The following is a 23,998-nucleotide window of genomic DNA, read 5'->3' on the forward strand; positions in this document are numbered from 1 at the left end:
TGGCCGGCGCCCACCCCCCATCCCACCCACCCCAACCTCCCCGACGCAAACCCCCAGGTTGCGGGAGGGATGACACCCGAACACCAACCCCCCCCCCCCCCCCCCCCCCCCCGGGGGGGGGGGGCCCCCCCCCCCCCGGGCCGGGCGCTGCTACTTCTCCAGCGGTCCGCGGCTGCGGACGGTGAGGTGGTCGCCCTCGTCGTCCCGCTCGACCAGGACGGTGTCCCCGTCGTGCACCTGGCCGGACAGGATCGCCCGGGCCAGCTGGTCGCCGATCGCGGACTGCACCAGCCGGCGCAGCGGGCGGGCGCCGTACGCCGGGTCGTACCCGGTGAGCGCCAGCCAGTCGCGGGCGGCCTCGGAGACGTCCAGGGTGAGCCGCCGCTCGCGCAGCCGCTCGCCGAGGCGGGCCACCTGGAGGTCGACGATCTGGCTGAGCTCGGCGGTGCCCAGCGCGTCGAAGACCACGATGTCGTCGAGCCGGTTGAGGAACTCCGGCTTGAACGCGGCCCGGACGGAGTCCAGCACCAGCGTCTTCTTCCGCTCCTCCGGGATGGCCGGGTCCACCAGGTACTGGCTGCCCAGGTTGGAGGTGAGGATCAGGATGGCGTTGCGGAAGTCCACCGTGCGGCCCTGGCCGTCGGTGAGCCGGCCGTCGTCCAGCACCTGGAGCAGCACGTCGAAGACCTCCGGGTGCGCCTTCTCCACCTCGTCCAGCAGCACCACGCTGTACGGACGGCGGCGGACCGCCTCGGTGAGCTGGCCGCCCTCCTCGTAGCCGACGTAACCGGGCGGGGCGCCGACCAGGCGGGAGACGGAGTGCTTCTCGCCGTACTCGCTCATGTCGATCCGGACCATCGCCCGCTCGTCGTCGAACAGGAAGTCGGCCAGGGCCTTGGCGAGTTCGGTCTTGCCGACACCGGTCGGGCCGAGGAACAGGAACGAGCCGGTCGGGCGGTCCGGGTCGGCGATGCCCGAGCGGGTGCGGCGCACCGCGTCCGAGACCGCCCGCACGGCCTCCGCCTGGCCGATCAGGCGCCGACCCAACTCCTCCTCCATGCGCAGGAGTTTGGCGCTCTCGCCCTCCAGCAGGCGGCCGGCCGGGATGCCCGTCCAGGAGGCCACCACGTCGGCCACGTCGTCCGGGCCGACCTCCTCCTTGACCATCGAGGCCGACGCGGGCCCGGACTCGCCGTCGGCGGTCGCCGCGCGCTCCTGGGCGTCGGTGAGCTCCTTCTCGGCGGCCGGGATCTCGGCGTACATCAGTTTGGACGCCCGCTCGAAGTCCCCGTCCCGCTGGGCCCGTTCGAGCGCACCGTGCAGTTCGTCCAGCCGCTCCTTGAGCTCGCCGACCCGGTTGAGGCTCTTCTTCTCCTGTTCCCACCGCGCCGTCAGCACGCTCAACTGCTCGTTCTTGTCGGCGAGGTCACGCCGCAGACGGGCCAGCCGGTCGACCGAGGCCGGGTCGGACTCCTTCTCCAGGGCCAGCTCCTCCATCCGCAACCGGTCGACGGCGCGCTGGAGTTCGTCGATCTCGACCGGGGAGGAGTCGATCTCCATCCGGAGCCGGGAGGCCGCCTCGTCGACCAGGTCGATGGCCTTGTCGGGCAGGAAGCGGGAGGTGATGTAGCGGTTGGACAGCGTGGCGGCCGCGACCAGGGCGGCGTCCGAGATCTGCACCTTGTGGTGCGCCTCGTACCGGCCCTTGAGACCGCGCAGGATGGCGATCGAGTCCTCCACGCTGGGCTCGCCGACCAGCACCTGCTGGAAGCGGCGCTCCAGGGCCGGATCCTTCTCGATCCGCTCGCGGTACTCGTCCAGCGTGGTGGCGCCGACCATCCGCAGCTCGCCGCGGGCCAGCATCGGCTTGAGCATGTTGCCCGCGTCCATCGCGGAGTCCCCGCCGGCGCCCGCGCCGACCACGGTGTGCAGTTCGTCGATGAAGGTGACGACCTGGCCGTCGGAGGCCTTGATGTCGTTCAGGACGGCCTTCAGCCGCTCCTCGAACTCGCCGCGGAACTTGGCCCCGGCCACCATCGCGCCCAGGTCCAGCGCGACCAGCCGCTTGCCGCGCAGCGACTCCGGCACGTCGCCGGCCACGATGCGCTGGGCCAGGCCCTCGACCACCGCGGTCTTGCCGACGCCGGGCTCGCCGATCAGGACGGGGTTGTTCTTGGTGCGGCGGGAGAGCACCTGGACGACCCGGCGGATCTCGTGGTCACGGCCGATCACCGGGTCGAGCTTGCCGTCCCGGGCGGCCTGGGTGAGGTCGGTGCCGTACTTCTCCAGCGCCTTGTAGGTGCCCTCCGGGTCCGGCGAGGTCACCCGGCCGCTGCCCCGGACATCTTTGAAGGCGGCGAGCAGCGCCTTGGGCGTCGCGCCCTGGTGCACCAGCAGCTCGGCCACCGGCCCGCCCTCGGCGGCCAGGCCGACCATCAGGTGCTCGGTGGAGACGTACTGGTCGTCCAGGTCGTCCGCGCGCTTGCCGGCCTCGGTGAGCACCGCGAGGGTGTCCCGCGCGAGCTGCGGGGCGGCGACCGTCGAGCCCATCGCGCTGGGCAGGGCGGCCAGTTGGCGGCGCGCCTCGGCGTCGATCCGCGCGGCGTTCGCCCCGACCGCCTCCAGCAGGGGCCGGGCGATGCCCTCGGGCTGCTCCAGCATGGCGATCAGGATGTGCACCGGCCTGACGTCCGGGTTGCCGGCCGCGCCCGCCTGCCGGATCGCGGCGGACAGGGCGTCCTGCGTCTTGGTGGTGAACTTGCTGGCGTCCACTGCTGGGGGATCCTCCCTCGTCGTCCTTCACTGCTGCTACCTACAGCATGCACTAACTTGAGTCTATTCCGCTCAACTTTCGATTCGGCCCGCAATCCGCTGCTCGTCCCGGCCTTCCGTCCGGGTGCTTCCGCCCAGGGTCCGGACCTTCCGCTTCAGGGTCGGGCTGTTCGTCCGCCGGGTCAGTCCCAGCAGTTCCCGGGCCGGTCCGCCCGGTCGGTGCCCGGCCGGCCACACCGCGCGCAGCGGCCGCCGCAGGTCCAGCTCCTCCGCCAGCCGGACCTCGACCAGCCGCCGGGTGGCCAGTTCCTCCACCACGGCCAGCTCGCTCAGGCAGACCGGCCCCGCCCCGGTCATCGCCGCCGCCTTCAGCGCGGTGGACGAGGCCAGTTCCAGGCGGGGCCGCGCGGCGCCCCCGTACGGTGTCAGCGCCATCTCCAGCACCTCCCGGGTGCCCGAGCCGGGCTCGCGCAGCACCAGCGGGGTGGCCGCCAGCTCGGCCCCGCTCAGCGGGGTGCGCCGACGCGCCCAGGGGTGGCCGGGCCCCACCACGACCACCAGCCGGTCCGCCGCCACCACCACGCTCGCCAGCCCGGGCGGCGCGGACGGGCCCTCGACGAAGCCGACGTCCGCCTCCCGGGCCAGCACGTGCCCGGCGACCTCCGCCGAGTTCGCCGTCCGCAGCGTCACCGCCGTTCCCGGACTGGCCTCGGCCAGTGCCAGCAGCCAGCCGGGCATCAGGTACTCGGCGACGGTCAGGCTGGCCACCACCCGCAGCTTGGCGTCCCGCCGGTCGCGCAGCGCGTCGATCCCGGCGTCCAGCGCCTGCGCCGCCTCCACCACCTGCCGGGCCCACTCGACGACCAGCCGGCCCGCTTCGGTCGGCCGGCTGCCCCGCGGCGAGCGCTCCAGCAGCGCGACGCCGATCTGCCGCTCCATGCCCTTGATCCGGGCGCTGGCCGTCGGCTGGCTGACGCCCAGCTCGGCCGCCGCCCGGCCGACGCTGCCCAGCCGGGCCACCGCGAGCAGCAGTTCCAGTGCGCCGAGTTCGGGGACGTGCGGGGAGAGAGGCATAGATTCAGCCTATGTCCCCATAGGATCCGCGGCGCTACCGGAGGCCGGGCCGCCGGGGCAGGGTGGTCTCCATGTCCACCTCGGCCGTCGCCCGCCCGCTCATCCGCCCCGCCGACCGTCCCGGCGACCGTTCCCGGGCCGCCCGGTTCGACCTCTCGCAGCTCGGCCCCAACTGGTACGCCGCCGTGATGGGCACCGCGATCACCGCCAACGGCGCCGCGGCCCTGCCGGTACGGCTGCCCGGCCTGATCGGCTTCGGCGAGGTGATGTGGGCGCTCGGACTGGCCGCCCTGGTGGTGCTGGTGGCGGCCCGGCTGGTCCACCTCACCCGGCACCGCACGGCGGCCCGCGCCCAGCTGCTGGACGACCCGGCCACCGCCGTCTTCTACGGCTGCCCGCCGATGGCACTGCTGGCGGTCGGGCTCGGCACCCTGCTGCTCGGTTCCCGGGTCATCGGCACCGGGCCGGCGGTCGCCGTGGACGCCGTGCTGTGGGGCGTCGGCACGCTGTACGCGCTGACCGTCGCCGCCGGCATCCCGTACCTGATGATCACCCGGCACCCGGTGTCCGCCCTGGCGGCCAACCCGACCTGGCTGCTGCCGGTGGTCGCGCCGCTGGTCGCCTCCGCCTGCGGCCCCGTCCTCGTCCCGCACCTGCCGGCCGGTCAGCCGCAGCAGGCCCTGCTGTACGGCTGCGGCGCGCTGTTCGGGGTCGGCCTGCTGGCCACCCTGGTGCTGCTGCCGGTGGTGTTCACCGAGCTGTTCCACACCAAGCCGCCCACCCTGGCGCTCACTCCCGCCCTGTTCCTGGTGCTCGGCCCGCTCGGCCAGTCCGTCACCGCGGTCCACCAGCTCGCCGACGCCGCCCGCCCGGTGCTGCCCGGGCCGGCGCCCGTCCTGCTGCCGTTGGCCGAGCTGTACGGCGTCGCGGTGATCGGCGTCGCGATGCTCTGGCTGGCCGTCGCACTCACCGCCAACCTGCGCGCCCGCCGGGCCGGGATGCCGTTCGCGATGACCTGGTGGGCGTACACCTTCCCGATCGGCACCTGCGTCACCGGCTCCGCCGCGCTCGCCCGGCACACCGGCTTCGGCGGCTTCACCGCTCTGACCACCGGGCTCTACCTGCTGCTGCTCGTCGGCTGGGTGCTCGCGGCGGGGGGCACCGCGGCCGGGCTGGCCCGCGGCCGGCTGCTCGCGCGCTGAGCCCGCCGGGGCTCCCGGGCGCCCGCCGGGTCGGGAGCCCGCCGCGGTTGCAGGAACGCGCAGCTGCAGGATGATCGTGCACCGCCGACCGGCGGAACCGCCGACCGCCGCCCGCACCTCGCGCTGGCCTCGGCCTTTACCGGAATCCGGCCCGCCGCCCGGGCCCGCGACCCCCGCCCGCGTGCAGGTAACTGCAATTGCGTGAACCTGCACTCGGGCGCCACTTGTCCACCGGGCGTCACGGCTGTGAAGGTGGAGGCACGCCAGGTCGTCCGGGCAACCGCAGCCCGATGGTGGCGACTCGCTCTTCAGAACGACCGCGACTGCGACACCCGCAGCCGTGGAACGGGGGGGAAGAGCACCGACCGGGGTCCATGTGTGGTGATGGACGCCGGATCCGGATCCGGCGAGGCGTTGCTGCTCCGCCTCGCCGGAAGCGCCTTGGCATGGCGTACCGATGGCGGTCCCCGGGCACCGGTGTGCGACGGCACCCGGCCCCGGGGGTCCGCCGTTCGACGGGTACCGTGATCACGCCCGGCAACAGGTACCGCGCAAGCCCACGGCCGCGCGTACGGCCGGGGGCAGCACCACGGCAGAGGCGTCCGGCAGGGAGAGTGCGACGTGACGGCGGAACCGGCGGTCACGCCGCACCAGACGGTACCCGCGGGCGGCGAACCCGACGAGGCGGCCCGGCAGTTGTACCTGGCGATCATCGCCGAAGGCGGCCGCATCCCCTTCACCGACGTCCCGGACGGCGACCGCGACGCCCTCCGGCAGCTCCTCGACATCGGCCTGGTCATGGCCAACCGGATGGACCGCTGCTACACCGCCGTCAGCCCGCGCTCGGTCAGCGACCGCCTCGGCGCCGAACTGCGCAGCCAGGCCACCCGCCTGCTGGTCCGTGCGGAGAGCCTCCCCGGAGCCCTGGACACCCTCACCCGCGCCTACGACGGGATGCCCCGCCCGTCCGGCCGCCCCGGCGGCGCGGTCTACGTCGAGGGCCACGTCCACATCCGCCAGCGGATCTCCCAACTCGTCTCCGACTGCCGCTCCGAGGTGCTCACCGCCCAGCCCGGCCACCGACCCGCCGACACCCTGCAGATCGCCCTCGCCCAGGACGTCCAACTCCTCCAGCGCGGCTGCTCGCTGCGCACCATCTACCAGCCGGTCGCGCTCGCCGACCCGCCCGCGCTCGCCTACGCCGAGGAGGTCACCCGGCACGGCTCCCGGATCCGCGTCCTCGACGAGCCCTTCCAACGGCTGATCGTCTTCGACCGCAGCGTCGCCGTCATCGCCGCCAACGACGACAACAGCACCGCCGCCTTCATCACCGACCCGGCCGCCCTCGCCTTCCTGATCGGCGCCTTCGAACGCGACTGGGCCCGCGCCGACACCACCGAGGCCGCCGCCTGCCTCGGCCAGGGGCCCGCCCGCACCATCCCCGACCGCGTCGGCCGCCTCCTCGCCCGCGGCCTCACCCAGCGCGCCGTCGCCACCCGCCTCGGCCTGAGCGAACGCACCGTCGCCGCCCACATCTCCCGACTGCGCGACCGCTACGGCGCCCAGACCCTCTTCCAACTCGGCTGGCTGATGCGGGGCTCCCGCCATGACTGACGAGCCGAGCCCGGCCCGCCGATGAGAGGAGAACGCTTATGACCGACCGCACCCTCGCCCTGCCCGACGAGGCCGCCCGCGACCTGTACCGCGCGATCCTCCGCGAGGGCGGCCGGATCCGGATCGCCGACGTCCCGGAGCAGGACGCGGAGACCGTACAGGCCCTGCTGGACGTCGGGTTGTTGAAGCCGTCCGTCTCACGATCTACGAGGCGTCGGTGCTGTCCGACGGCCCGACGGCCCGGCTGGCGGCACGGCTGGTCGCGGCCGGGTGCCACATCCGGGTCCTGGCCGTGCCGTTCACGAAGATGATGGTCCTCGACCGGACGGTCGCGGTGATCCCTGCCGCTCCGGACGGCAGCAGCGCCGCCTTCGTCGAGGACCCGGTCGTGGTCGGCTTCCTGGCGACGAGCTTCGAGACGCACTGGCAGCAGGCCGAGTGCGTGAACCGGGCAGCGCTGGCGGACGGTTCGAGTGAGTCCGCGACCCAGCGGCAGGTGGGCCGCCTGCTCGCCCGGGGGCTCACGCAGCGGGCGATCGCCAGCCGGATGGGGCTGAGCGAGCGGACCGTGGCCGGTCACATCGCCCGGCTGCGCGAGTCGTACGACGCGGAGACGCTGTTCCAACTGGGCTGGCAGGTGCGGGGCGCCCGGACGGGGGAGTCCGGTGGGTGAGCCCCGCTCAGCCGGTGGCGGCGCCGGTCGGCCAGTAGCCGGGGAGGGCGGACTTCTGCCGGGGGACGTTGAACTGCTCGCCGGGGGCGGTCCAGAAGCCCTCGCGGAGGGAGAGCGCCATGCCGGCCCAGTCCAGGGCGGTCTCCACGGTGTGGTTGAGGGCCTCCTGCGACCAGGTGTCGTCGAAGACCAGCGGCAGGACGGGGGCGACCTGCTCGATGGTGGCGATCAGCGGGTTGTGGGTGATGGCCTCGTCGACGAGCAGGACGATCGGCTTCCGCAGGGCCGACGCCCAGCCCAGCTCCAGGCTGACGCCGGCCGAGAGCGGCGCTCCGACGTAGGCGAAGACCAGGTCGGCGGACTGCAGGGCGCGGAAGTCGGAGGGCACCCGGGGCTCGGGGGCGCGCCCGGCGACGGTCCAGGCGTCGCTGTGGTGCGCGCTGTACACGGCGGCCCCGCTGCGCAGGAGCGTGGTGCGGAGCGTCGTCAGCCGCGTCCGGCTGGCGAGGGTCACCACACTGTCCGCCGGGCCGGTCAGGCGCATCAGCGGCGCGGCCAGGAACACACGTGCACGCCGACCCTCAGGGGCCTGGCTGTCGTGGTGACGCAGGTAGGGCTCGGTCATGTCGACTCCGGGGAAAGGCCGACCGGGTGGGGATGCGGTGCCGGTAGGCGCTGCGGTTGGTTGCTGCTTCGGAAAAGCCGGTGAGTTCAGCCGGATATTTGACGGTACAGCGGCAAGTTTGCGCTTTTCGCTGCACCATCGGGGACGAAATGATCGTCTATCAGCGGTCGCAGCCCCGTCCAGCGTCCCGCCCTGTCATCTGGATGACTGGCAGAGAGATGACGCTCCTTGTGTAGTCGGGGAGATGACACGCTGCGAGGTCTGCGGCATCATGTGGACGCTAGTGCTATTAGATCCAGCTCACGGAGCTCTTGAGAGAAGGAGGGGTGGGTCCGTGTCCCCTATGTACCGACTCGTCCGCACGGTTGCGATTTCGGTTGTCCTCGGCGCGGCTGTGCTGGCTGGGATTCAGGCTGCTGTCGGCGGCGAGCAGGCCGGCGTCTCCCCGACCGCGGCGGTCGCCGTGAGCGACGACATCCACTGGTGAGGCGTGGCCCGTTGGGTCATCAGGACTGGAGGATGAGTCCGTGTCGCGCTGACGGGCCGGCCGAAGTGCTGGAAAAGCCGCTCCTTTGGAAGAGCGTTCCTACACGTCTTCTTCTCGCGGGGAGCGGCCCAGCACATATCCGAGTTGGAAGAGGGAGTCGACGTTGTAGTCCTCCCTCATCTCGGCGATATGCCGGGCGAGCGTCCGCTCACTGATGCCGAGCCGTCGCGCTATGACGCGGTGGTTCGTTCCGGAGAGCAGGAGCTCGATGATGGTCTGCCGGAGTTGCGACACGACCTGGCGCGGGACCGTGCGATCCCCCTCGAACTCGAGCGCCCTGTTCCAGCTCCGCTCGAAGACCTCCTCGGCGAGGAAGTTGATGACGGCGGGGTCGTAGATGAACGCGGCGATGTTGTCGCCCGCCACGGGAATCACCGCCAGTTTCCGATCGACCACGATCAGCCTGGTGTAGGGCTCGTCGAGCGTGCGGAACTGCCAACCGGCCTTGGCCAGCTGAGCCACATAGTCCCTGGTCGGCTGGTGGTAGCGAGTGCTCGCGTGGTAGATCGTCCGCATCGACGCGCCGTGACGGAGCATGTCGAGGTCGCGGTCCAGGAATGCGGTCAGCAGCTCGGCCGGGCGCGGTCCGCCCGGTTGCATGGCGAGTCCCTCCGTCCATCCGCCGGCCGCGGATTGCTGAAGCCGTTGATTGATGAGGGCGCGGCCTCTGACGTATTCGATGGGGCCGCCGGATTGGTTCGGGGCGTGGAAAGCCTCGGCCAGTTCGCTGAGCTCCGTCGGCAGCGCCACCGCGCGCGACAGGAGGTCGAGCGCCTGCCGTTGCCACGCCGAACTCAGACTCGCCGACAGCTGTGTCGGGTCGACGGCGAAATAGGCGTCCGGCTCTTCGTTGTCGAGAATTAGCAGTCCGAGATCCAGCAACTCTTGGAGGGCGGAATCCTCGCCGGTCGCACAGGCATTCCGGCTCAGCCGGCCGCTCTCGCTCACGGCCTTCAGATAGAGCGTGCGGGCGTCCTCCGACAGGACCCGGAGTCCGCCCGGCGCGGCACCTGCTCCTTCTCGCCCACTCATTCTTGGTCTCCTTGTGTTGACCGGACAAGTTAGTCAACGCGCCGGATGGCTACTGCAGCAAGGATCTTAAGCGGCCCGCAGGACCCGGCCGGAGTCGTCCCGGATGGTGACCGCCTCCCTTGCCGCAGCACTCTCTCACCACACGCCAGCCGCCGGCACCCCCCGAACAGGAGGGAGCCGGCGGCTGGCGGGGCGGCGGGGCCGCGGGTCAGCGCTTGGGGCGCCAGACGACGAGGGCGCTGGACTGCGGGGTGGGGGGCTGGTAGGGGACGAGGTCGCGGCGGTAGGAGGCGTGGACGGCGGCCTCGCGCTGCTGGAGTGCGGCGGCGGCGCCCTCCAGGGAGTCGACCAGCTCGGTGATGCGGGCCTGGAGGGCGGCGACCTGGTTCTCCAGCTCGATGATCCGCTTGATGCCGGCCAGGTTGATGCCCTCGTCCTGCGAGAGCCGCTGGACCTCCCGCAACTGCTGGATGTCGCGGGCGGAGTAGCGGCGGCCGCGGCCGGCGGTGCGGTCGGGGCTGACCAGGCCGAGGCGGTCGTACTGGCGCAGCGTCTGCGGGTGCAGGCCGGACAGCTCGGCAGCCACGGAGATGACGTACACCGGGGTGTCTTCGGTGAGCACGTACTGCGGCGGGGCGGTGGCGGTGCGCCGGGTGCGGCGGGTGCCGTCGCCGGGCAGTCCCTCGCCGAGCCCGGGGCCGATCGGGCTGTCGGGGGTCATCGAGTCGGGGTTCATCTGGTCGTCACGCTCCCTTCGCCGCCCGGAACAGGGCGGCTCGTGGGTCGTCGGAGGCGGTGGCCTCGCGGTACTGCTCCAGGGCGTTCAGCGCGTCGCCGGTGACGTGCTGCGGCACCACGACCTCGACGGTGACGAGCAGGTCGCCTCGGGTGCCGTCCTTGCGGGTGGCGCCCTTGCCGCGGGCGCGCATGGTGAGCCCGTTGGCGCTGCCCGGGGGCAGCTTGAGCTTGACGGTGGGGCCGCCGAGGGTGGGCACCTCGATGGTCGCGCCGAGGGCGGCCTCGGGGAAGGTGACCGGGACGGTGACGGTCAGGTTGTCGCCCTTGCGCCCGAAGACCGGGTGCGGGTCGACGTGCACGGTGACGTAGAGGTCGCCGGGCTGGCCGCCGCGTTCGCCCTGGGCCCCCTTGCCCTTGAGCCGGATCCGCTGGTCGGCCTGGACGCCGGCCGGGATGCGGACCTGCATGGTGCGGGCGGAGTTGGCCCGGCCGCTGCCGTGGCAGTCGGCGCACGGGTCGTCGACGATCATGCCCCGGCCGCGGCAGTCCTTGCACGGCTCGGAGAGCGCGAAGGCGCCCTGGCCGCGGCTGACGGTGCCGGCGCCGACGCAGGTCGGGCAGACCCGCGGGGTGGTGCCGGACTTGGCGCCGGTGCCGTTGCAGGTGCGGCAGGGGGCCTGGCTGGTCATCCGCAGCGGGACGGTCGCGCCGTCGACCGCCTCCTCGAAGGAGAGCGTCACCTCGGTCTCGACGTCGGCGCCGCGCCGGGGCTGGGCCTGCCGGGCGCCGCCCCGGTTGAAGAGGCCGCCGAAGACGTCGCCGAGGCCGCCACCGCCGCCGCCCTGGCTGCCGCTGAAGAGGTCGCCGAAGTCGAAGCTGTAGCTGCCGGTGCCGGGGCCGCCGGTGCGGAAGCCGCCGTTGGCGAAGAGGCTGCGGGCCTCGTCGTACTCCTTGCGGCGCTTGTCGTCGGACAGGACGTCGTACGCCTCGGAGATGTCCTTGAAGCGTTCCTCGGCCTTGACGTCGCCCTTGTTCGCGTCCGGGTGGAACTCGCGCGCCAGCTTGCGGTACGTCTTCTTGATCTCGGCGGCGGTGGCGTCCTTGGGCACGCCGAGGACCTTGTAGTAGTCCTTCTCGACGAAGTCCTTGCCGCTCATGCGCCCACCTCGCTGCGCTCGGCAGCCGCTGAGCGGTCCGCGCACCCCTGGATGGTTCGCTCGCTGCGCTCGCTCACGGCTCCCGCCACCTCCCGATGTCCATCGTCACTGTGCTGTCAACCGCCCCTGGAAGAAGAGCCGTTGACAGCGCGCTGCGGAGCCGGCCGCTCGTCTTGCCGGCGTTCGACTCCGCAGCGCACTGGTTGTCAGCTGTCACAGCTCGTCAGCTGTCCGCGCCACCGTCGGACTCGTCCGTGTCGGCGGGCTTCGCCTCGGCGTCCGGGGCGGACGTCGTCTGGGTGCCCGGCTGGGGCTCCGCGACGGCGACCATGGCGGGACGGATGATCCGCTCGCCGATGCGGTAGCCGGGCTGGAGGATCTGCACACAGGTGTCCACGGTGACGTCCGAGGAGTAGCTGTGCATCAGCGCCTCGTGCTGGGTCGGGTCGAAGGGCTCGCCCTCCTTGCCGAACTGCTGGAGGCCCAGCTTGGCGACGACCGTCTCCAGGGACTCGGCGACGGACTTGAAGCCGCCCGTCACCTCGCCGTGCTCGCGGGCGCGGCCGATGTCGTCCAGGACCGGGATCAGCGACTCCAGGATGTTGGAGATCGCGATCTCGCGGACGGTCAGCCGGTCGCGCTCGACCCGCTTGCGGTAGTTCTGGTACTCGGCCTGCAGCCGCTGCAGGTCCCCGGTGCGCTCGGCCAGCTCGCGCTTGACCGTGGCGAGGTCGTCGGAGCCCTCGCCGGCGCCCGCCGAGGCGGCTTCCTCGGCAGCCTTGATCACGGCCTCCTCGGCGGCGGAGTCGTCGCCGGGCTTGCCGCCCTGCGGCTTGTCCGTCATGCCGACGCACCGCCCTTGGGCTTCTCGTCGTCCACGATCTCGGCGTCGACGACGTCGTCGTCCTTGGCCTGCGCGGACTCGCCGGCCCCGGCCGCCCCGGCGGCGTCGGCGTTGGCGTAGAGCGCCTGGCCGAGCTTCTGGGCGGTGGTGGAGACCTTCTCCGAGGCCTCGCGGATCTTCGCGATGTCCTCGCCCTTCAGGGCCTCCTTGAGCTCGCCGATGGCGGTCTCGACCTCGGTCTTGACGTCGCCCGGGAGCTTGTCGGCGTTGTCGGCGATGAACTTCTCGGTCGAGTAGACGAGCTGCTCGGCGGAGTTGCGGGTCTCGACGGCCTCGCGGCGCTTGTGGTCGTCCTCGGCGTACTGCTCGGCCTCGCGGCGCATGCGGTCGACCTCGTCCTTCGGCAGCGAGGAGCCGCCGGTGACGGTCATCTTCTGCTCCTTGCCGGTGCCGAGGTCCTTGGCCGCGACGTGCATGATGCCGTTGGCGTCGATGTCGAAGGTGACCTCGATCTGCGGCAGGCCGCGCGGCGCCGGCGGCAGGCCGGTCAGCTCGAACATGCCGAGCTTCTTGTTGTAGGCGGCGATCTCGCGCTCGCCCTGGTAGACCTGGATCTGGACGGACGGCTGGTTGTCCTCGGCCGTCGTGAAGATCTCGGAGCGCTTGGTCGGGATCGTGGTGTTGCGCTCGATCAGCTTGGTCATGATGCCGCCCTTGGTCTCGATGCCGAGGGACAGCGGGGTGACGTCCAGGAGCAGGACGTCCTTGACCTCGCCCTTGAGGACACCGGCCTGGAGCGAGGCGCCGATGGCGACGACCTCGTCCGGGTTGACGCCCTTGTTGGCGTCCTTGCCGCCGGTCAGCTCGCGGACGAGCTCGGCGACGGCCGGCATGCGGGTCGAGCCGCCGACGAGGACGACGTGGTCGATCTCGGAGAGCGAGATGCCGGCGTCCTTGATCACGTTGTGGAACGGGACCTTGCAGCGCTCCAGCAGGTCCGCGGTCAGCTGCTGGAACTGGGCGCGGGTGAGCTTCTCGTCCAGGTGCAGCGGGCCCTCGGCGGAGGCCGTGATGTACGGCAGGTTGATCGAGGTCTCGGAGGACGAGGACAGCTCGATCTTGGCCTTCTCGGCGGCCTCGCGCAGACGCTGCAGGGCCATCTTGTCCTTGGACAGGTCGACGCCGTGGCCGGCCTGGAAGACCTTGACCAGGTGGTCGACGACGCGCTGGTCCCAGTCGTCACCACCGAGGTGGTTGTCACCGTTGGTGGCCTTCACCTCGACGACCCCGTCGCCGATCTCCAGCAGGGAGACGTCGAAGGTGCCGCCGCCGAGGTCGAAGACCAGAATGGTCTGGTCGTCCTTGTCCAGGCCGTACGCGAGGGCGGCCGCGGTGGGCTCGTTGACGATGCGCAGGACGTTCAGGCCCGCGATCTCACCGGCCTCCTTGGTGGCCTGGCGCTCCGAGTCGTTGAAGTACGCCGGGACGGTGATGACGGCGTCGGTGACGGTCTCGCCCAGGTACGCCTCGGCGTCGCGCTTCAGCTTCTGCAGCACGAAGGCCGAGATCTGCTGCGGCGTGAAGTCCTTGCCGTCGATGTTGATCTTCCACCCGGTGCCCATGTGGCGTTTGACCGAGCGGATGGTGCGGTCGACGTTGGTGACCGCCTGGCGCTTGGCCACCTCGCCGACCAGGACCTCGCCGTTCTTGGCGAAGGCGACGACGGACGGCGTGGTCCGAGCGCCCTCGGCGTTCGTGATGACGGTGGGCTCGCCACCCTCCAGAACGCTGACGACCGAGTTCGTCGTGCCGAGGTCGATGCCGACCGCGCGTGCCATCGTTGGTACCTCCACGGAAGAGTTGAGCTTTACAGGCTCAAGGATGCACTACCTGGCCGGGGCCGTCAACAGCTTTGAGTTCGAGCGGCTCAACTTTGCTGAGCCCGGAAGTCGGACGGAGGTCGGCCGAAGGGCGGTCGGCCCACGGATTTGGGCGGTCGGCCCGCCGGATTCCGCTCGGGCGCGCTCGGGTGCGGCGCGTGGGAGTCACGTGACTGCCGCCATAGCTTGGGAACCTTCTGGTGGCCTGTTGTTGACAGGTAATGTCCGGGCCGTCGGCCCGGAAAGTTACCGACCAGTACACTCACCTCAGAAAACCGTGGAACCACAGACCCTGCTGAACCGCAAGCCGCAGGAGACGGAGAGCCGATGCAGCTAGCAGCGATCGTCATCTCGCTGGTCACCTTCGTGATCGGCACCGCGCTCGCCCTTCGTGCGGCGTGGCACATCTTCCGGGTGGTGCTGACCGGCTCGCCGGACTCCACCCGCTTCGGGAAGCCCGCCCAGCGGGTGAAGACCGTGGCGGTCGAGTTCATCGGCCACACCCGGATGAACCGCTGGGGGATCGTCGGCGTCGCCCACTGGTTCGTCGCCGTCGGCTTCTTCAGCCTGGTGCTGACCATCGTCAACGCGATGGGCCAGCTCTTCGACGCCGAGTGGGAACTGCCGATCATCGGCCACTGGATGATCTGGCAGCTCTTCGTCGAGCTCGTCGGCACCCTGACCACCCTGGGCATCGTGACCCTGATGGTGATCCGCCTGATGAGCCTGCCGTCCAGGTCGGGCCGCAAGTCCCGGTTCGCCGGCTCGATCGCCTGGCAGGCCTTCTACGTCGAGTACACGATCCTCGGCATCGGCCTGTGCATCCTGATGCTCCGCGCCCTGGAGGGCGCCCTGTCCGGCGTCGACTCCTACGGCCCGGAGCACCTGGTCTCGTACCCGATCGTCTCCGCGCTCAGCGGGCTGTCGCACGGCACCCTGGAGAACCTGGTCTACCTGTTCGCGATGCTGAAGATCTGCATCTCGTTCGCGTGGGCCACCACCATCGGCCTCAACCCCTCGATGGGCGTGGCCTGGCACCGCTTCCTCGGCTTCTTCAACATCTACTTCAAGCGCGAGGAGGACGGCGGCACCGCGCTCGGCGGGCTCCGTCCGATGACGAGCAAGGGCCAGCCGATCGACTTCGAGGACCCGGCCGAGGACGCCGTCTTCGGCGTCTCCCAGGTCGAGCACTTCTCGTGGAAGGGCATCCTCGACTTCTCCACCTGCACCGAGTGCGGCCGCTGCCAGTCGCAGTGCCCCGCCTGGAACACCGGCAAGCCGCTCTCGCCGAAGCTGCTGATCATGAGCCTGCGCGAGCACGCCTACGGCAAGGCGCCGTACCTGCTGGCCGGCGGCGGCAAGGACATGGAGGGCACCGAGCAGGCCACCGCCGAGCAGCTCAAGGACGTCCCGGCGGCCGCCCTGGCCGAGGCCGACCGCCCGCTGATCGGCACCGCCGAGGAGAACGGCGTCATCGACCCGGACGTGCTGTGGTCCTGCACCACCTGCGGCGCCTGCGTCGAGCAGTGCCCGGTGGACATCGAGCACGTCGACCACATCGTCGACATGCGCCGCTACCAGGTGATGATCGAGAGCAACTTCCCGACCGAGGCCGGGACGATGCTCAAGAACCTGGAGAACAAGGGCAACCCGTGGGGCATGGCCACCAAGGCCCGCCTGGACTGGGTCAAGGAGCTCAAGAAGGAGACCGGCATCGAGGTGCCGGTGATCGGCGAGGACATCGACCCCGCCGAGGTCGAGTACCTCTACTGGGTCGGCTGCGCCGGCGCCCTGGAGGACCGCGCGAAGAAGACCACCAAGGCCTTCGCCGAGCTGCTGCACACCGCGGGCGTGAAGTTCGCGATCCTCGGCAAGGAGGAGACCTGCACCGGTGACTCCCCCCGCCGCCTGGGCAACGAGTTCCTGTTCCAGATGCTCGGCGCGCAGAACGTGGAGACGCTGAACGCCGCGCTGGAGGACGCCCCGACCAAGCGGATCGTGGCCACCTGCCCGCACTGCTTCAACACCATCGCCAACGAGTACCCCCAGCTCGGCGGGCACTTCGAGGTGATCCACCACACCCAGCTGCTCCAGCACCTGATCGACGAGGGCAAGCTCGTCCCGGTCAACCCGGTCGAGGGCCTGATCACCTACCACGACCCCTGCTACCTGGGCCGCCACAACAAGGTCTACAGCCCGCCGCGCGAGATCATGGACAAGGTCCCCGGTCTGCGCCAGCAGGAGATGCACCGGCACAAGGAGCGCGGCTTCTGCTGCGGCGCCGGTGGCGCCCGGATGTGGATGGAGGAGCGCATCGGCAAGCGGATCAACACCGAGCGCGTGGACGAGGCGCTGTCCCTCAACCCGGACATCGTCTCCACCGCCTGCCCGTTCTGCCTGGTGATGCTCTCCGACTCGGTCAACGGCAAGAAGAACGAGGGCGCGGCCAAGGAGCACCTGAAGGTGGTCGACGTGGCCCAGCTGCTGCTCGACTCGGTCAAGGCGATTCCGCCGGCCGCGGCCGAGGACGAGCCGGCGACGGTCGACGCGTAGCGGCCGCTGTTCGACAGTTCTGCTACAACCGCCCGGCCCGGTGGACGCGCCCAACGCGCCCGCCGGGCCGGGCTTTCGGCGCCACGGCCGACGTCCGAGGACACCGCGGGCGGACGGGGAGTGACGCCGATCGCACAGCCGCCGGACTGGCATTCGGTCGGAAGGAAATACAGTAGGCGCCGGACCGGCCGCGCGCCGGTCGGCCCGTTCCGGACGGGCCGAACACACCGACGGAGGTATCGGCCCACCGGGCCGGGCCGCAGAGACACAAGGGGAACAGCGCAGACCATGACCGAGGCGATCATGCTCGTCGGTGGTAAGGGCACGCGACTGCGTCCGCTGACCACCCACACCCCCAAGCCGATGCTGCCCGTGGCGGGTGTCCCGTTCATCGCCCACCAGCTGGCCCGCGCGGCCGCCGCCGGGGTCACCCGTGTGGTGCTGGCCACCTCGTACCTGGCCGAGGTGTTCGAGGACCACTTCCAGGACGGCACCCCGTACGGGATCGAGCTGGTCTACCTCACCGAGCGCGAGCCGCTGGGCACCGGCGGGGCCATCCGCAACGCCGCCTCCGGCCTGACCTGCGGCCCGGACGAGCCGGTGCTGGTCTTCAACGGGGACATCCTGTCCGGGCTGGACATCGCCGCCCTGCGTGACGGCCACGTGGCCGCCGGGGCCGACGTCACCCTGCACCTCACCCGGGTCGAGGACCCGCGGGCCTTCGGCCTCGTCCCGACCGACGCGGACGGGCGGGTGCTGGAGTTCCTGGAGAAGCCGGAGACGCCGGAGCAGATCGTCACCGACCAGATCAACGCCGGCTGCTACGTCTTCACCCGGTCCGTCATCGACCGCATCCCGGCCGGCCGGGAGGTGTCCGTCGAGCGCGAGACCTTCCCCGAGCTGCTGGCCACCGGCGCCCTGCTGCGCGGCGTCGTCGACACCTCGTACTGGCTGGACCTCGGCACCCCGGCCGCGTTCGTCCGCGGCTCGGCCGACCTGGTGCTCGGCAAGGTCGACTCCCCGGCCGTCCCCGGCCCGACCGGCGACGCCCTGCTGCTGCCCGGCGCCACCGTCCACCCGCGCGCGGTGCTCAGCGGCGGCACCGTGGTCGCCGAGGACGCGGTGATCGAGGCCGGTGCCATCGTCGAGGGCAGCGTGATCCTGCCCGGCGCGGTGATCGGCCCGGACACCCTGGTCAAGGACTCGATCGTGGGCGCCTTCGCCACCGTCGGCGACCGCTCGGCGCTGGACGGCGCGGTGATCGGCGACGGCGCGATCGTGGAGCCGGACAACGAGCTGCCCAACGGGATCCGGATCGCCTGCGGCACCCTGCTGCCGGTCGGCGCGGTGCGGACCTCGGCCGGCCCGGGCGGCTGCCCGGCCGGCACCACCGCGGCCGCCGCCGTGCACGGGCCGTCGGTCAGCGCCCAGCGGTAGCGCCGGCGCTCCGGGGGCTTTTCGGCCCCGTTCGTCTCAGGCTCGCTGCAAACCGGCCCCGGCTCCGTCCGGGGCCGACGTGCGCTGGGCCGGACGGGTACCTTCGGAGCGTGGCTGGTAATCGATACGACAGGGGTCAGGGCGCCGATCGCCCGCACGGCGGGTGGTCGGCCGCTCCGCCGCCGGCGGGGGTGGCCGGGGGGTACGGGCAGCCGGAGGGGCCGGAGTACTTCACGGCCCAGCACCCGACGGCGGCCGGCGGCCCGGGCGGCCCGGGGGGCGCGGCCGGTGTTCCCGGCGCTCCCGGGGGCCCCGGGGGCGCGCCCGGCGACGGGTACGACCCGTACGCGGCCGACCGGCCGGGCAGCACCCGCGCCTTCCCGGTCGCCGACCCGTACGGCGGACAGGCGCCGTACCAGGCCCAGCCGGGCCAGGACCAGGGCTGGTACGGCCGGGAGCCGGGCCAGGACCACCACGACGGCGGCTACGGGCCGTCCGCCCCGTACGGGCACGACCAGCACGCCCCGTACGGCCAGGAACCGCAGCCCCCGTACGGGCAGGAACCACAGCCCCCGTACGGGCAGGACAACGTCGCCGTCTACCGGGCTGGCGGCCAGTCCGCCCCGCACGTCGCCGGGCCCCGCCCGCAGTGGCGCGAGCTGTTCACCGGCCTCCTGCGCAACCCGACCGCGATCTTCGACCGCACCCGCGACCACCAGGTCTGGCTGCCCGCCCTCACCGTCTCGCTGCTGTACGGCGCGCTCGCGGTGCTCGCCATCGGGCTGACCCGCGACGACATCGTCAACTCGACCTTCACCGTCGCGCTGACCGGCCTGCTGGCCGGCGCCGTCTGCTTCACGGTGGTCGGCGGGGTCTTCGGCGCGGTCACCTACGCGCTGGCCCGCCAGCTCGGCGGCGACGGCCCGTGGAAGTCGACCGTCGGCCTGGCCGCGCTGATCGGCTGGCTCACCGACGCGCCCCGACTGCTGCTCGACCTGGTGCTGCCCTCCGGCAACGCGGTGGTCCAGGCCGTCGGCTGGGCCACCTGGATGTTCTGCGCGTACCTGCTGACCGCCATGGTCCGCCGGGTGCACGACCTGCCCTGGGGCAAGGCGGCCGCCGCCGGCGCGGTGCAGCTGGTCGCGCTGCTCGTGCTGATCAAGCTGCCGACACTGGGCTGAGAAGCGGAAGGCACAATGGTGGGCGGGTCCGGGCCGGAAGGCCCCGGCCCGCCCGCCCTCGTTCGCCCCAGCCACCGGAGCCAGTCATGACCCTCCCCACCACCCACGTCAGCTTCCCGGCCGGGGCGGTCACCGGAGAGTCCCCCGTGCTCGCGGTGCACCCGCTGGAGGACGGCCGGTACGCCGTGGTGACCGAGTCGACCCCGTTCCACCCGCTCGACCACACCTGGCCCGACCAGCCGGCCGACCATGGCACCCTGACCGTCGACGGCGCCGAGCTGGCCGTGGTGGACTGCCTCACCGGCGCGGTCGGCCCGGACGGCGGCGTGCCGCTGGTCGGCGCCGCCATCCCGGTCAAGCGCGGCGACGAGGACTGGTCCTGGCTGGTCCTGCACGTCCTGGACACCGACCCGGGCGACATCACCGGCCGCACCGCCGTCCTCGCCGTCGACGCCGAGCGCCGGGCCGCCCTGAGCGCCTCGCACAGCGGCTGCCACCTGCTCGCCCTCGCTCTGAACGCCGCGCTCGCCCCGCGCTGGCGCAAGGACCCGGGCCGCTCGGACGCCTTCGGCAACCCCGACTTCGACAGCCTCGCGATGGCGAGCTCGGTGATGGACACCCAGGCCAGCACCGACACCTACCGGCTCGGCAAGTCCCTGAAGAAGAAGGGCTTCACGGCGGACGCCACCGAGGAGTTCCCGGCCCTCGCCGACGCCCTGCCCGCCCTCACCGAGGCCGTCAACGCCCGGCTCGCCGCCTGGGTCGCCGCCGACGCCCCGGTCCGGATCGAGGTGCCCGGCCCCGAGCTCACCGCCCGCCGCCAGTGGCACTGCGAGCTGCCCGAGGGCGGCGCCGAGATCTTCTGCGGCGGCACCCACCTGCACCACCTCGGCGAGCTCGCCGAACTCCGCACCGAGCTGCGGCTCTCCGAGGACGGCACTGAGCTGGTCGCCGTCACCAGCCCCAAGCGGGCCTGACGGGACCCCGCGGGCGGCCCGACGAACCCCGCGGGCGGCCCGATGAACGCCGCGGGCGGCCGCCCCTCACGATGAGGGACGGCCGCCCGCCGTGCGTGCGCTCCGCCGGGATCAGACCTCGGTGCGGTGGAAGTTCAGGTACGAGCGGGACGGCGTCGGGCCGCGCTGGCCCTGGTAGCGCGAGCCGTAGCGCGCGGAGCCGTACGGGTGCTCGGACGGCGAGGAGAGCCGGAACAGGCAGAGCTGCCCGATCTTCATCCCCGGGTAGAGCTTGATCGGCAGCGTCGCGACGTTCGACAGCTCCAGGGTCACGTGACCGCTGAAGCCCGGGTCGATGAAGCCGGCCGTGGAGTGGGTGAGCAGGCCCAGCCGGCCCAGGCTCGACTTGCCCTCCAGCCGGGAGGCCACGTCCTCGGGCAGCGTGATGACCTCGTACGTCGAGGCCAGCACGAACTCGCCCGGGTGCAGGATGAACGGCTCGTCGCCCTCCGGCTCGACCAGCCGGGTCAGGTCCGGCTGCTCCTCCGAGGGGTCGATGTGCGGGTACTTGTGGTTCTCGAACACGCGGAAGAAGCGGTCGAGGCGCACGTCGATGCTCGACGGCTGGATCATCGCCGGGTCGTACGGGTCGATGACGACCCGGCCCAGGTCGATTTCGGTCCGGATGTCCTTGTCAGAGAGCAGCACGGTTCGAGGTTACGTGCACGACGGGGCCCCGGACGAATCCGCCCGGGGCCCGTTGCGTCCATCCGACGGCCGTCAGGCCAGGAACTCCGCGGCCTCCATCCGCATCGCCCGCGCCAGTTGCGTCGTCGACAGCTCCCGTACGTCGGCCAGCACCGAGCTCCGGAGCCGTCCGCACTGCGGACAGCGGATCAACCGCCCGGGCCCGAGCCGACCGGGACCGAGGTTCTGCATCGGGAACGTGGTGGTGCTGAACAGGTGCCCCTCGGCACAACGAACGACGGCGCGCTGCTCCATCGATCCCCTTCCCATCCCTAACCCAGTACTCACCCGTACTCATCGCGCCCCGGTGGCCAGGCCCCGGGACAGCGTCACATTAGGGGATGTTCCGGACATTCCACACCATGGCTCGCCGCCCCGACCCCACACCCACCGGAGCACCACACGCGGCCCAAACAGTACGCCCCCCACCCACCCCCACCCCGCTCCGCCACGTCCTCCGACCAGCCGTGCAACCACAGTCACGGATGGGGTACAGTGGCACCGGATCGAGCGGTCTCTGACCACTCATCAGGCGGGCGTAGTTTAATGGTAGAACATGAGCTTCCCAAGCTTAGAGCGCGAGTTCGATTCTCGTCGCCCGCTCCATCACCGAAAGCCGCAGGTCTTCTGACCTGCGGCTTTCTTGTTTTTCGGCGACCTCCGGGGTTGGTCGTGGTCGGCATCCGGCCGGGCCGCCTGGCCGGGGAAGTAAACCGTGCGGTGCAGATCGGTGGCGGGGCGGAACTGTCCGTGCTCGGGTGCCGTCCATGCAGTGACGGGATGCCTGCCCGGGTTGAATGCCGGGAGGAGTGCGGAGGACCCAGTGCAGTCAGGTGGTGCCGAGCTGAATCTCGGGTGCCCGGGTGGTTGTCGCGACGGGTCCCCGGTCGCGCCCGACTGGTGGCCGGTGCTCGATTCCGAGGTGACGGGCGGTCGGCTCGATGCCGCGCGGCGGTGCGAGGGGCTGTTGGGGGACGCCCTCGACGCTGTGCGGCCGGTGTTGGTGTGGCGGGCGGCGGCGCCTCGGGAGGGGGCGCGGTTGCCGCTGCCGGGGCGGGAGTCGGAGGCGCACTGGTATGTCGCCCGCGGCCGGGATCTGCTCACCGTCGTGTCGCCGGTGCGCTGGGCGGAGTTGGCGGGGGTGGTGGAGCGGCACTGGCGGCGGCAGGGGTGGACGATCACCTCGTTGAACGCCGGGCGGGAACGGCCGGGAGTGGCCGCTGTCACCCGGGATGGGTATCGACTGGTGTTCGGCATTGGTGAGTTCGGCGAGGTGGCGGTGACCGCGAGTTCTCCCGGGGTGGCCGGCCCGGTCCCGCGTGCGGCCGGGGATGTCGCGCCGCTGCCGCAGGTGCGCTGTCCGTACTGGAGCGCGTCGATGTGACGTGGGGGGCGGGGGAAGCGTGGAGCGGGTCCCCCCGGACCCGCTTCACGCCGCCTCGTCGCGCGGCTTCGGCGCTGCCGCTCCCCCCGACACCCCGGCAGTCCCGCCGTTCCCCCTGGCCAACGCCCTCCGGCGAGAGCGGTCCGCACAGACCCCGGCGAGCCCCCACCCCCGGGACGTCGTTGGTTCAAACTAACAAACCGCGTGGTTGGTTTGTCAATAGTGAATTCCACGAAAAATCCACAATCGGGGTGGCCGGCTTCGAAGCCCGCCACACTTCCCCCACCAGGCAGTTGTGGGCCCTGTCAGGGCGGTGCGCCGGGGCGGCGCCCGTTCAGGGTGCCGGTCCGGGAGGGGTGATGGCGGTTCCTGGAATCCGGCATTCCGAGAATCATGGCAGTACCCAGTGACACGGCGCGAATGCCCAGCGCAGCCGACGGGGGAACGCCACCTCGGCGCAGCAGTCGGCGCTCCTTGGCCACGGCCACCGCCCCGGCCCGGGTATCCGCGCCCAACTCGGCGTAGATCCGCCCCAGGTGGGTCTTCACCATCGCCTCGCTGATGAACACGCCCCGCGCGATCTCGCGGTTGCCCAGGCCCTGCGCCAGCTGTTCGAGGATGTCCTGCTCCCGCTCGGTGAGCTGCCGCGCGGGCGCCCGCAGCTGTGCCATCACCCGGGAGGCGACCGACGGGGAGAGCACCGTCCGGCCGCGGGCGGCCGCGCGGACGGCGGCGAACAGTTCCTCCGGCCGTTCCGCCTTCGGCAGGTAGCCGGTCGCGCCGGCGGCGATCGCCCGGGTGATGTCGGCGTCGGTGTCGTAGGTGGTGAGCACCAGGCGCCGGACGATCAGGGCGCAGGCCGGCGTCGCCGCCCTGGGCAGGTGACGCGCCCCCGGCACCGCCCCGGCCGAGTGACGGGCGGTAGCCGCGCATCCGGCCGGTCGGCCCACCCCCGTGGTCGACCGGCCGGACGTTCGCATTTCGGACGAGGCGGCGCGAATGTCCTCGTTCGGGTGAACACCGGGAGGGTCGTCGCAGGACAGACGGTGACCCTTTGAAAAGCCGGTGTCGTTGTCAGTGCCGCGTGGCAGGCTTCCCGCTATGACGGCGTGGACCCTCAACGACATCGAACGTGCGATCCGCTCCTCCTGGGGTGTCGACACCTGTGCGCCCGAGGACCTGGCCCACTGGCGTCCGGACAATCCCGCTCGCGGCCAGTGCGGGGTGACGTCGCTGGTGGTGAACGACCTGCTCGGCGGCGAGCTGATGATGGGCGAGGTGCACGTCGACGGGGTCCGGACGGACCTCCACTGGTGGAACCGCTTCGCCAGCGGCTTCGAGATCGATCTCACGCGTGAGCAGTTCGGGCCGGCCGAGTTGGTCGGCCCCGGCCGCCCGGTCGCCCGACCGGCCCGCCCCGGGCGGCTTCAGGCCCAGTACGAGCTGCTGCGCCACCGCGTGATGTCCGAGCTGGAGCGCGCCGCCGCCGCCAACCGCAGCCACCGGCGGGCCCGCGTCTGCGCCTGACGGCTCCGGTCCTGCTTGCCCCGGCGCCGTGCCACCCCTGACGTACAGTCGGCCA

General features: G+C 71.9%; 18 protein-coding genes, 1 tRNA gene and 2 pseudogenes. 10 read left to right on the forward strand and 11 right to left on the reverse strand.

The genetic code is table 11. The annotated features are described in order from the left end of the window. Positions 1 to 150 precede the first annotated feature (150 nt). Both clpB and ACZ4WV_RS28830 read right to left on the reverse strand, forming a co-directional pair. Positions 151 to 2,772, reverse strand: a complete 2,622-nt coding sequence (gene clpB / locus ACZ4WV_RS28825) for an ATP-dependent chaperone ClpB (RefSeq protein ID WP_465751561.1) — start codon at positions 2,770 to 2,772, stop codon at positions 151 to 153. A 72-nt stretch (positions 2,773 to 2,844) separates the two neighbouring features. After that, positions 2,845 to 3,846 (reverse strand): LysR family transcriptional regulator, encoded by a 1,002-nt coding sequence (locus ACZ4WV_RS28830; protein ID WP_465751562.1) that lies wholly within the window; start codon positions 3,844 to 3,846, stop codon positions 2,845 to 2,847. Between the two features lie 71 nt (positions 3,847 to 3,917). Between ACZ4WV_RS28830 and ACZ4WV_RS28835 the strand changes: the two genes are divergently transcribed. The 3 genes from ACZ4WV_RS28835 to ACZ4WV_RS28845 all read left to right on the forward strand — a co-directional run bounded on the left by ACZ4WV_RS28835 (position 3,918) and on the right by ACZ4WV_RS28845 (position 7,335). Next, on the forward strand, positions 3,918 to 5,048 hold the full coding sequence (locus ACZ4WV_RS28835; protein ID WP_465751563.1) for a TDT family transporter: 1,131 nt from the start codon (positions 3,918 to 3,920) through the stop codon (positions 5,046 to 5,048). Between the two features lie 621 nt (positions 5,049 to 5,669). Then, positions 5,670 to 6,662, forward strand: a complete 993-nt coding sequence (locus ACZ4WV_RS28840) for a LuxR C-terminal-related transcriptional regulator (RefSeq protein WP_465751564.1) — start codon at positions 5,670 to 5,672, stop codon at positions 6,660 to 6,662. Between the two features lie 217 nt (positions 6,663 to 6,879). Further along, complete coding sequence (locus ACZ4WV_RS28845) at positions 6,880 to 7,335, forward strand: helix-turn-helix transcriptional regulator (protein ID WP_465751565.1); 456 nt, start codon at positions 6,880 to 6,882, stop codon at positions 7,333 to 7,335. Positions 7,336 to 7,342: 7 nt separating this feature from the next. Here the strand turns inward: ACZ4WV_RS28845 and ACZ4WV_RS28850 are convergent, their stop codons facing one another. The 6 genes from ACZ4WV_RS28850 to dnaK all read right to left on the reverse strand — a co-directional run bounded on the left by ACZ4WV_RS28850 (position 7,343) and on the right by dnaK (position 14,116). Then, on the reverse strand, positions 7,343 to 7,960 hold the full coding sequence (locus ACZ4WV_RS28850) for a hypothetical protein (protein ID WP_392897097.1): 618 nt from the start codon (positions 7,958 to 7,960) through the stop codon (positions 7,343 to 7,345). 586 nt (positions 7,961 to 8,546) lie between these two features. Then, the gene (locus ACZ4WV_RS28855) at positions 8,547 to 9,539 is read right to left on the reverse strand and encodes a hypothetical protein (protein ID WP_465751566.1); all 993 of its coding nucleotides are present in this window, start codon (positions 9,537 to 9,539) and stop codon (positions 8,547 to 8,549) included. Positions 9,540 to 9,747: 208 nt separating this feature from the next. Continuing rightward, a complete protein-coding gene (locus tag ACZ4WV_RS28860; RefSeq protein WP_465751567.1) occupies positions 9,748 to 10,275 on the reverse strand; it encodes a heat shock protein transcriptional repressor HspR in 528 nt (175 codons plus the stop codon). 7 nt (positions 10,276 to 10,282) lie between these two features. Next, a complete protein-coding gene (gene dnaJ / locus ACZ4WV_RS28865; RefSeq protein ID WP_465751568.1) occupies positions 10,283 to 11,434 on the reverse strand; it encodes a molecular chaperone DnaJ in 1,152 nt (383 codons plus the stop codon). 223 nt (positions 11,435 to 11,657) lie between these two features. After that, on the reverse strand, positions 11,658 to 12,278 hold the full coding sequence (gene grpE / locus ACZ4WV_RS28870; protein WP_465751569.1) for a nucleotide exchange factor GrpE: 621 nt from the start codon (positions 12,276 to 12,278) through the stop codon (positions 11,658 to 11,660). Further along, positions 12,275 to 14,116, reverse strand: coding sequence for a molecular chaperone DnaK (gene dnaK, locus ACZ4WV_RS28875; protein WP_465751570.1), 1,842 nt, complete (start codon positions 14,114 to 14,116; stop codon positions 12,275 to 12,277). Before dnaK ends, grpE begins: the two co-directional genes overlap by 4 nt. A gap of 369 nt (positions 14,117 to 14,485) precedes the next feature. Here dnaK and ACZ4WV_RS28880 point away from each other — a divergent pair, with 369 nt between their 5' ends. The 4 genes and pseudogenes from ACZ4WV_RS28880 to ACZ4WV_RS28895 all read left to right on the forward strand — a co-directional run bounded on the left by ACZ4WV_RS28880 (position 14,486) and on the right by ACZ4WV_RS28895 (position 20,306). Continuing rightward, positions 14,486 to 16,711 carry a (Fe-S)-binding protein gene (locus ACZ4WV_RS28880; RefSeq protein WP_465751571.1) on the forward strand — a complete coding sequence of 742 codons (2,226 nt, stop codon included), beginning with the start codon at positions 14,486 to 14,488 and terminating at the stop codon, positions 16,709 to 16,711. 288 nt (positions 16,712 to 16,999) lie between these two features. Beyond that, a pseudogene (manB, locus tag ACZ4WV_RS28885) lies at positions 17,000 to 18,073 on the forward strand (mannose-1-phosphate guanylyltransferase); the annotation flags it as partial. Positions 18,074 to 18,258: 185 nt separating this feature from the next. Next, the gene (locus ACZ4WV_RS28890) at positions 18,259 to 19,329 is read left to right on the forward strand and encodes a Yip1 family protein (protein ID WP_465751572.1); all 1,071 of its coding nucleotides are present in this window, start codon (positions 18,259 to 18,261) and stop codon (positions 19,327 to 19,329) included. Between the two features lie 86 nt (positions 19,330 to 19,415). Next, complete coding sequence (locus tag ACZ4WV_RS28895) at positions 19,416 to 20,306, forward strand: alanyl-tRNA editing protein (RefSeq protein WP_465751573.1); 891 nt, start codon at positions 19,416 to 19,418, stop codon at positions 20,304 to 20,306. 111 nt (positions 20,307 to 20,417) lie between these two features. Here ACZ4WV_RS28895 and dcd read toward each other — a convergent pair whose 3' ends face one another. After that, a complete protein-coding gene (gene dcd, locus ACZ4WV_RS28900; protein WP_465751574.1) occupies positions 20,418 to 20,993 on the reverse strand; it encodes a dCTP deaminase in 576 nt (191 codons plus the stop codon). 72 nt (positions 20,994 to 21,065) lie between these two features. Continuing rightward, positions 21,066 to 21,287 carry a hypothetical protein gene (locus tag ACZ4WV_RS28905; protein ID WP_465751575.1) on the reverse strand — a complete coding sequence of 74 codons (222 nt, stop codon included), beginning with the start codon at positions 21,285 to 21,287 and terminating at the stop codon, positions 21,066 to 21,068. A gap of 277 nt (positions 21,288 to 21,564) precedes the next feature. Between ACZ4WV_RS28905 and ACZ4WV_RS28910 the strand changes: the two genes are divergently transcribed. Next, positions 21,565 to 21,638: transfer RNA gene (locus ACZ4WV_RS28910), tRNA-Gly, on the forward strand. 301 nt (positions 21,639 to 21,939) lie between these two features. After that, complete coding sequence (locus ACZ4WV_RS28915) at positions 21,940 to 22,416, forward strand: hypothetical protein (protein WP_465751576.1); 477 nt, start codon at positions 21,940 to 21,942, stop codon at positions 22,414 to 22,416. A 458-nt stretch (positions 22,417 to 22,874) separates the two neighbouring features. On the opposite strand, the pseudogene ACZ4WV_RS28920 reads toward ACZ4WV_RS28915, so the two are convergent. After that, positions 22,875 to 23,258, reverse strand: a pseudogene (locus tag ACZ4WV_RS28920) (LuxR C-terminal-related transcriptional regulator); the annotation flags it as partial. Positions 23,259 to 23,517: 259 nt separating this feature from the next. On the opposite strand from ACZ4WV_RS28920, the gene ACZ4WV_RS28925 reads away from it, so the two are divergent. Continuing rightward, positions 23,518 to 23,943, forward strand: a complete 426-nt coding sequence (locus tag ACZ4WV_RS28925) for a YunG family protein (protein WP_465751577.1) — start codon at positions 23,518 to 23,520, stop codon at positions 23,941 to 23,943. The last annotated feature ends 55 nt before the right edge of the window (positions 23,944 to 23,998 follow it).

The sequence above is a fragment of the Kitasatospora sp. NPDC029312 genome (genome assembly GCF_055569215.1).

Bases quoted from the DNA above. Each gene is read 5' to 3' on its own strand.
- ACZ4WV_RS28830 (WP_465751562.1), bottom strand. From the start codon at position 3,846: ATGCCTCTCTCCCCGCACGTCCCCGAACTCGGCGCACTGGAACTGCTG.
- ACZ4WV_RS28895 (WP_465751573.1), top strand. From the start codon at position 19,416: ATGACCCTCCCCACCACCCACGTCAGCTTCCCGGCCGGGGCGGTCACC.
- ACZ4WV_RS28860 (WP_465751567.1), bottom strand. From the start codon at position 10,275: ATGAACCCCGACTCGATGACCCCCGACAGCCCGATCGGCCCCGGGCTC.
- dnaJ (WP_465751568.1), bottom strand. From the start codon at position 11,434: ATGAGCGGCAAGGACTTCGTCGAGAAGGACTACTACAAGGTCCTCGGC.
- ACZ4WV_RS28835 (WP_465751563.1), top strand. From the start codon at position 3,918: ATGTCCACCTCGGCCGTCGCCCGCCCGCTCATCCGCCCCGCCGACCGT.
- ACZ4WV_RS28905 (WP_465751575.1), bottom strand. From the start codon at position 21,287: ATGGAGCAGCGCGCCGTCGTTCGTTGTGCCGAGGGGCACCTGTTCAGC.
- dnaK (WP_465751570.1), bottom strand. From the start codon at position 14,116: ATGGCACGCGCGGTCGGCATCGACCTCGGCACGACGAACTCGGTCGTC.
- grpE (WP_465751569.1), bottom strand. From the start codon at position 12,278: ATGACGGACAAGCCGCAGGGCGGCAAGCCCGGCGACGACTCCGCCGCC.
- ACZ4WV_RS28850 (WP_392897097.1), bottom strand. From the start codon at position 7,960: ATGACCGAGCCCTACCTGCGTCACCACGACAGCCAGGCCCCTGAGGGT.
- ACZ4WV_RS28880 (WP_465751571.1), top strand. From the start codon at position 14,486: ATGCAGCTAGCAGCGATCGTCATCTCGCTGGTCACCTTCGTGATCGGC.
- ACZ4WV_RS28855 (WP_465751566.1), bottom strand. From the start codon at position 9,539: ATGAGTGGGCGAGAAGGAGCAGGTGCCGCGCCGGGCGGACTCCGGGTC.
- ACZ4WV_RS28925 (WP_465751577.1), top strand. From the start codon at position 23,518: ATGACGGCGTGGACCCTCAACGACATCGAACGTGCGATCCGCTCCTCC.